Raw genomic sequence first — 7,251 nt, forward strand, 5'->3', positions numbered from 1 at the left:
GTGTTTAGCTACATTCATTTAAATGTTACGAACTTACCATGGATTATACTTACTTTGCTTTTATATCTTTCTGTAAACGTGTTGATCTCTATATTTAAAAAAGATACGTACAAAAACATATTAACTTGTGTGTCAATTGGCGTAGTTATGTTATTTACATGGAAGATTCATCCGTTTTTTATTTTGTTTTTACCTTTGAACTTATATGAAATTGCAAATTATTACATAAAAAGGAAATGGTTAATCTTTTTCATTATGATTCTTCCTATTATTTTTATAGGTGAAGGTATTCAGATGACGTATGGACTTATTAGTGCATTTTGTTTTTTTTCCTTAACGATAGCTCACCGCTATATAGCACGATTATTAAAACTAGAAATGCAAAATGATAAAATGAGAAAAGACATACAAAGACTTACGAAAAGCTTAAATGAAAATAAAGATTACATAAGGCAATCTGAATACACATTTAAATTGGAGGAAAGAAATCGACTATCTCAAGAAATTCATGATAAAATCGGTCACTCAATGACAGGTGCACTAATTCAAATGGAAGCAGCGAAGAGATTAATGGAAATAGATAAAGTGAAATCTGCGGAATTATTACAAAATGCCATTCATATTTCAAAAGATGGAATTGAAAGCATTCGGATTACATTAAAAAATATGAAGCCACCAACTGAGCAAATTGGCATTCATCGTATGAAATTATTCATAGAGGAATTTGCCGGTAAGCATGATATGAATATTCCTTTCGTTTATAAAGGTAACTTAGATATGATTTCTCCCATTCAGTGGAAAATTATCGGTGAAAACGTTACAGAGGCGTTAACAAATGCGATGAAATACGCTGATGCGACAGTCATTTCAATCGATATTCATGTACTAAACAAGATGGTGAAAGTACAAGTGAAGGATAATGGTAAAGGTGCTGCTCTTGTTAAGAAAGGTCTCGGTATTATGGGGATGGAGGAGCGAACAGCGTCTGTAAACGGAAAAATTATTGTAGATGGAACAAGTGGTTTTTCAGTAACAATGTTATTGCCGATATAAGAGGATGAGACGAGGATGAATCATCTCATATGAAAAAAGTGAATAATCTCATGTGAAAAGAGTGAACTTCTGCACTGAGCAGGTTCATTCTTTTTGTTTATAATAAAGTGAAACTTCAATCAGTGGGGGTTTTGTTTTTCCACGCTGATTGTTAGTTGAACCAATCGGGCATTTTTACGGGTAGTTGATCTCCCACCTAACTTCTTTGCACCAGCTGAATTTTGAGGTGGGAGTCTTACTGACCGTTAATGCGGGATAAAAGCAGAGAAACCGAAATAGGGGTGAAATGATGAACACATTGGAAATTAAAAATTTAACGAAAAAATTTGGTGATTTCATCGCGGTAGATAATATGTCTTTATCTATTAAAGAAGGAGAAATATTTGGCTTTTTAGGTTCGAATGGTGCTGGTAAGAGTACAACGATTAATATGATTGCTGGTTTGTTAAGAAGTAATGAAGGTGAAATTAGCATACTAGGAAAAAATATAAAGAAACATAATCGATTTGCGAAGATGAACATCGGTATTGTTCCGCAAGATATTGCGATTTATGAAGAGCTAACTGCCTATGAAAATGTGAAATTCTTTGCCGGATTGTACGGATTAAGAGGCGCTGAACTAAAAGCGAGAGTAGAGGAAGCACTTCAATTTGTGGGGCTTAGCGATAAGCATAAAAGTTATCCGAAAAACTTTTCTGGCGGAATGAAAAGAAGATTGAATATAGCTTGTGCAATTGCCCATAGACCAAAGCTAATTATTATGGATGAGCCGACAGTTGGAATTGATCCGCAGTCAAGAAACTATATTCTCCAGTCTGTCCGGAAATTAAATGAAATGGGAAGCACAATCATTTATACAAGTCACTACATGGAAGAAGTAGAAGAGATTTGTACGAAAATAGCAATTGTAGATCACGGTAAAGTGATTGCAGAAGGAACGAAAGAACAGTTAAAAGCGATTATTACAGATACGAAAGATATTTGGATTGAAGTGAAGTCAGTAGAAAATTTAGACGTAGAAAAATTAAAAGAGATAAACGGTGTGAAAGCTGTTCAAATTGAAGAGAGCGTAATTAAAGTGAATTCTGATGCAGGATTAAATAATTTAAATAAAATTATTCAACACTTTATTAATCATGACATTGAAATTCGTTCGTTAGAGGAGCAGGCTCCGAACTTAGAAACTGTATTCCTTACGTTGACTGGAAGAAACTTACGAGATAAATAAAAGGTAAATGAAGAAAAGGTAAAGGGAGGTTCATCAATTGAACATCTTTAATATTGCAGTGATGCACATTAAAAGAGATTTCAGGGACGTAAGAACTTTAGTTTTTATGTTAGCATTTCCGATTGTGCTTATGCTTGTGTTAGGAACAGCGTTAAGTAACGCATTTAATAGCGATAGTCAATCGATTAAGGATATACAAGTGCTATATAAAGATGAAGCGAGTAGCACATTTTCTCAATCATTTGAAGCATTTACGAAAGAAGTCGATAAAGCGGGTATTCATTTTAAGAAAGCTTCCGAAGGTATAGATGGGAAAGAGGAAGTGAAGCAAAATAAATATGCTGCCTATGTAGAATTAAATAAAGATGGTGCGAAATTTTATGGAAGTGACAGAAGTAGTATTGAAGGAAGTATTGTTGAAGGAATGCTTACGACATTTGTTGATAAGTACAATGTAGCGGCCGAAGTTGCAAAAGTAGATCCAAGTAAGGTTAACGCAGTTATTTCAAACGGAAATCATAATGATTATATTAAAGAAACATCTTTACAAGCTGCTAAAAAACCAGGTTCTATGGATTACTATGCGGTTGTAATGACAACGATGATAGCACTGTATGCTGCGATGGGAGCGAGTTTTTTAATTCGAGGAGAACGAATACGTAAAACAGGAGATCGTTTAATTGCAGCACCTATAAGTAAAGCTGAGATTTTCGTTGGGAAAGTGCTCGGTAGTCTTGTAGCGAATGCACTTTGTCTATTACTTGTCGTTTTATTTAGTAAATTTGTTTTTCAAGCGAATTGGGGCGACCATATTGGAATCATATTTATTATTTTACTAACAGAAGTCTTTCTAGCAATTAGCTTCGGTTTAGGAATCGGATTTATTACAAAAACAGGTGAGGCATCTAGAGCGATTATTATGGTAGTTGTGCAATTAGCTTCTATTTTTGGTGGTGCGTATTTCGTAGTGGAAGAAAATGTCGTTACGAATTTATCGCCATTAACGTGGGCCAACACAGCCATTATGAAAATTATTTATGCAAATGACATAGGGGCGGCACTGCCAGTAATATTTTTAAACCTCGGAATTTCAGCACTCTTTTTATTAATTGCGATTATTGCATTACGTAGACGGGAGGGGCTATAGTATGAAAGATATTTTATGGCTCATACAAAAAACGTTATCTGTGCTTCTGAAAAATAAAAAGGGGTTACTCATTATTATTAGCTTGCCGATAATAGGAACGCTCATTTCCTTTTCGATATATGGGAATGTAGGGCAAGGAACGTTAAATATTGGGGTTATAAATAAAGAAAATCAACCTATCGCAAATGATACAGTGAAATTTTTAGAAGGACTCAATCATGTAAATGTTAGTAAAATTAAGGAATCTGAAGTGGAAGATAAACTCACTTCAAAAAAACTTGATGGTGTTATTACATTACAGTCTGGTTTTTCTGAAAGTGTTCGAGAAGGGAAACCGAGTCATATTGAGATTTCATCGATTAAAGGCGATCAAGTAACGGGGTTTATAAAATCATATTTATATAACTATGTTGATAATATTGCCGCAATTAGTAAAGTGGCAGGGACGGATCAAAGTACGTTTGATAATATGTATGCAGGGTATCAAAAAAGTTCATTTAAAGTAAAGGCTGAGACACTTGAAGATACTTCGAAAAATAAGGATATGACAAATCAAACTATGGGTTACCTGATCATGTTTATGCTATTTTCAGCAGTGAACTTATCAGGATTTATTTTAAAAGAAAAAGAGAACAGAACGTATTTTAGATTATTATCAACGCCGATTGACGGAAAGAAATTTATATTATCTAATGTCGCAGTAAATATGCTGATATTAACAGTACAAATTGTAATTGCAGTATTCTTTATGACGAATGTTTTTCACACAACTATAAATATGCCTTTCATAGTTATGATTGGTGTGCTTATGATATTCGCTTTAATTGCAATTGGTTTATCGTTAGTCATTGTGTCTTTTTCAAAAAGTTCAACTGCTTCAAATGCAATGCAAAATATAGTAATAGTACCAACATGTTTACTTGCTGGATGTTATTTCCCGTACGACATTATGCCGAAAGCAGTACAAAAAGTAGCTGATTTCCTTCCGCAGCGTTGGTTACTAGATACGATTTCAAAACTACAGCAAGGAATTCCGTTTTCTGAGTTGTATTTAAACATTTTAATTTTATTCGCTTTCGCGATAGCATTCTTCTTAATTGCTATTTATAAGTTTGGAAGAAATAATGATGCGAGGAATTTTGTTTAATGAGAAAAGGTGTGGCGTAATGCCACGCCTTTTTTGTTCGTAATTTAGAGTATCTTTTGTAATATAGGAATGCTTTTGTAGAGCACTTCATTATGTGAAGCACACACAATATATTTATTGCCAACTAAAAGAAAAATGCTATGCACAACAGCGTTACCATCACCATGTTTTGTTAGTATATCACCGACGACGTTTCCATCTGCCCATTCCAGTTTTGAATGTGAAGGGACGACTTGTAAATATTGAATTGTTTCCACTCCATCTCCTGCAATGAGTGTAGTTTCAATATTTCTTTTCTCTATAACAAATCTATTTTCATTTAATATATCGAGGAAGGGATTTTTCGTTTGCATCTTACTATAAGGAAGAAATGTAATAGAAGAGCCGGATCTTATAAATAAATAATTTCCGTAATCTTTACAAGGAATAACATCTTGTAATCCTGGAAAGTAAAGGTGGATCGCTTCGAATGGATTCATTTTATACAAGGTACTTAAGTAGTGTACGTACTGTTCCATATAGGAATGAACGATATTTATTTTAGAAGAGGCATGAACAGGGAGACTACCTCCAGTCCAATAACTATAATTGGGAGGAGATCCAGCGCTTGGTGTACAGAGTATAATAAGCTGCTCCACATCATTTTCATATTCTTCACTTTGAACGTAAGAACGTGCAAGAAGTCCGCCCAAACTATGACAAACTAAATTTAGTTTATCGCAACCTGTAAATTCTTTAACATAAGCAATCGTTTTTAATAAGTATTTTTGAGTAGAAAAAACAATACGCTGACGCCAGTCATAAAAACAGATAAACAAGTTTTGATTTCGTTTATATCCGATACTTTCTAACATCATGATGAATGGCTCATAAACAAACGCAGAAAGCCCAAAGTTCCAATTACCGGTACCAGGAATAATAATATTACTCATTGAACCGAAAAGACCTGGGATAAAAATAATAGGAGTTTTTCCTCTTTTCATATGCTTCTCTCCTTTAACTTTTTAACAGCCCATAAAAAGTAAGAAAGACATTTCGTATGAAAAAAAAAATTAATGAAACACTACGAAATAGTAAGTAATATGAGCGGAAGGAAATCAAAATGATTAAAAAAATATTGCGAGTTACTTCTATTATTATTGCTATTTTCGTTTTTATTTTAATTTGGATGCATATCGATGTTACTTTAGGCAGGAAAATGGAAGCTGGGAAAAATATGCCGACAGAGTATGCACCTCATTATAGTGACTTTCAATTATATGTAGAAGGGAAGTCGTTTTATAAACAGTTGTTTACTGATATAAGGGAAGCGAAAAGTTCCATTTACACTTACTTTTTCATTTTGTCAGATGATAAAAGTAGCCATACTTTTTTAAACTTATTAAAAGAGAAGGCGAAAGAAGGAGTAAACGTATATTTATCGGTTGATTTAATTAATGATTTATCATTTGAAAGAAAGATGAAAAAAGAATTACAGGAAAGTGGTGTTCATTTTACATACAGTAGAAAACAAGAATTGCCATTCGGATTTTATTCACTTCACCATCGTAATCATCGCCGCATTACGACGATTGATGGGGAAATTGGCTATACGGGTGGCTTTAATATAGGAGATGAATATTTAGGGAAAGATAAGAAATTTGGATACTGGCGTGATTATCATGTACGACTCAGAGGAGAAGGAGCGAAAGATTTAGAAGAGCAGTTTTCCTTAGATTGGAAACGAGATACGAAAGAAGATATAAAAAGGAGTACGAATAAGGCTAGCAAAGGAAATACGCTACATACTATGACAAGTTATAACGGGCATTATGTTGCTCAAAAATATATAGCGTTAATAAAACAAGCGAAGCATTCGATTGTAATTACAACGCCTTATTTTATAGCGAAAAATAAAGCATTAATGAATGCTTTAATTGGAGCGCAAAAGCGTGGTGTTACAGTAAAAATACTTTGGTCATATAAACCGGATATTCCTCTTATTAAAGAGGCAGCATATCCTTATATACGTGAAGCTGTTAAAAACGGGATTACTGTGTATGGCTATAAAAAAGGGATGTTTCATGGAAAGTTAATGCTGATTGATAATGAATTAACTGTTATCGGTACAACGAACATAACTGCTCGTAGCTTCTACATAAATGATGAGATGAATTTGTATATTCATGGTGGATCTATCGTATCGGAAGTGAATGAGGCGTTAACACAAGATTTTCATGATTCGAAAGAAATGACGAAAGAGTTTTTTGAGAAGTTATCTTTTTGGGAGCGTTGTAAGGAGAAATTTGCGGGATTGGTTGATTTTTATTTGTGATAACTTAACTGAAATACCTGAAATTTAAAATATAGTGTGTGCAAAGAAGCATGTGAATATAGTAAATAGGAAGCTGTATTGTTTATTCAATAAGTAGAGAAGTAAGAAAGAACCTTCAAAAAACAGAAGGTTCTTTTTTGTTTTATAATTCATTATTGGTAGTTAAAAAATAGTCTGGTCTAGCGGATGGCCCTCCGCCTTCATTTGCGCTTCGGTAAAAAATTCAATATGTAGTTAAAATAAAGTTAAACTAATGCCTCTATTTTGATTAAGAGTTCTAAGTGAGTTCTAGTTGAATGCTTAAAAAACTGTAGTTTCATAACTGGAATTTTCGATAAATCAAAATGAGTAACGTGATATAA

6 protein-coding genes are annotated in these 7,251 nt (G+C 33.5%); 5 read left to right on the top strand and 1 reads right to left on the bottom strand.

Features of this window, described 5'->3' with window-relative positions:
- The 4 genes from AB3X48_RS14650 to AB3X48_RS14665 all read left to right on the top strand — a co-directional run.
- A partial coding sequence (locus AB3X48_RS14650) for a sensor histidine kinase (protein ID WP_367959696.1) occupies window positions 1–1,053 on the top strand: 1,053 nt, incomplete at its 5' end.
- 289 nt (window positions 1,054–1,342) lie between these two features.
- Window positions 1,343–2,281 carry an ABC transporter ATP-binding protein gene (locus AB3X48_RS14655; RefSeq protein WP_002158411.1) on the top strand — a complete coding sequence of 313 codons (939 nt, stop codon included), beginning with the start codon at window positions 1,343–1,345 and terminating at the stop codon, window positions 2,279–2,281.
- 37 nt (window positions 2,282–2,318) lie between these two features.
- Window positions 2,319–3,428, top strand: a complete 1,110-nt coding sequence (locus tag AB3X48_RS14660) for an ABC transporter permease (protein ID WP_367959697.1) — start codon at window positions 2,319–2,321, stop codon at window positions 3,426–3,428.
- 1 nt (window position 3,429) lies between these two features.
- On the top strand, window positions 3,430–4,575 hold the full coding sequence (locus AB3X48_RS14665; protein ID WP_367959698.1) for an ABC transporter permease: 1,146 nt from the start codon (window positions 3,430–3,432) through the stop codon (window positions 4,573–4,575).
- 44 nt (window positions 4,576–4,619) lie between these two features.
- Here the strand turns inward: AB3X48_RS14665 and AB3X48_RS14670 are convergent, their stop codons facing one another.
- Window positions 4,620–5,558: an esterase/lipase family protein gene (locus AB3X48_RS14670; protein ID WP_016104467.1), complete on the bottom strand. Its 939-nt coding sequence runs from the start codon at window positions 5,556–5,558 to the stop codon at window positions 4,620–4,622.
- A gap of 119 nt (window positions 5,559–5,677) precedes the next feature.
- Between AB3X48_RS14670 and cls the strand changes: the two genes are divergently transcribed.
- Window positions 5,678–6,889, top strand: a complete 1,212-nt coding sequence (gene cls / locus AB3X48_RS14675) for a cardiolipin synthase (RefSeq protein WP_016104468.1) — start codon at window positions 5,678–5,680, stop codon at window positions 6,887–6,889.
- Window positions 6,890–7,251: the final 362 nt, after the last annotated feature.

The sequence above is a fragment of the Bacillus sp. S4 genome, from assembly GCF_040838205.1.
Taxonomy (GTDB): domain Bacteria; phylum Bacillota; class Bacilli; order Bacillales; family Bacillaceae_G; genus Bacillus_A; species Bacillus_A cereus_U.

Bases quoted from the DNA above. Each gene is read 5' to 3' on its own strand.
- AB3X48_RS14655 (WP_002158411.1), top strand. From the start codon at position 1,343: ATGAACACATTGGAAATTAAAAATTTAACGAAAAAATTTGGTGATTTC.
- AB3X48_RS14665 (WP_367959698.1), top strand. From the start codon at position 3,430: ATGAAAGATATTTTATGGCTCATACAAAAAACGTTATCTGTGCTTCTG.
- AB3X48_RS14670 (WP_016104467.1), bottom strand. From the start codon at position 5,558: ATGAAAAGAGGAAAAACTCCTATTATTTTTATCCCAGGTCTTTTCGGT.
- cls (WP_016104468.1), top strand. From the start codon at position 5,678: ATGATTAAAAAAATATTGCGAGTTACTTCTATTATTATTGCTATTTTC.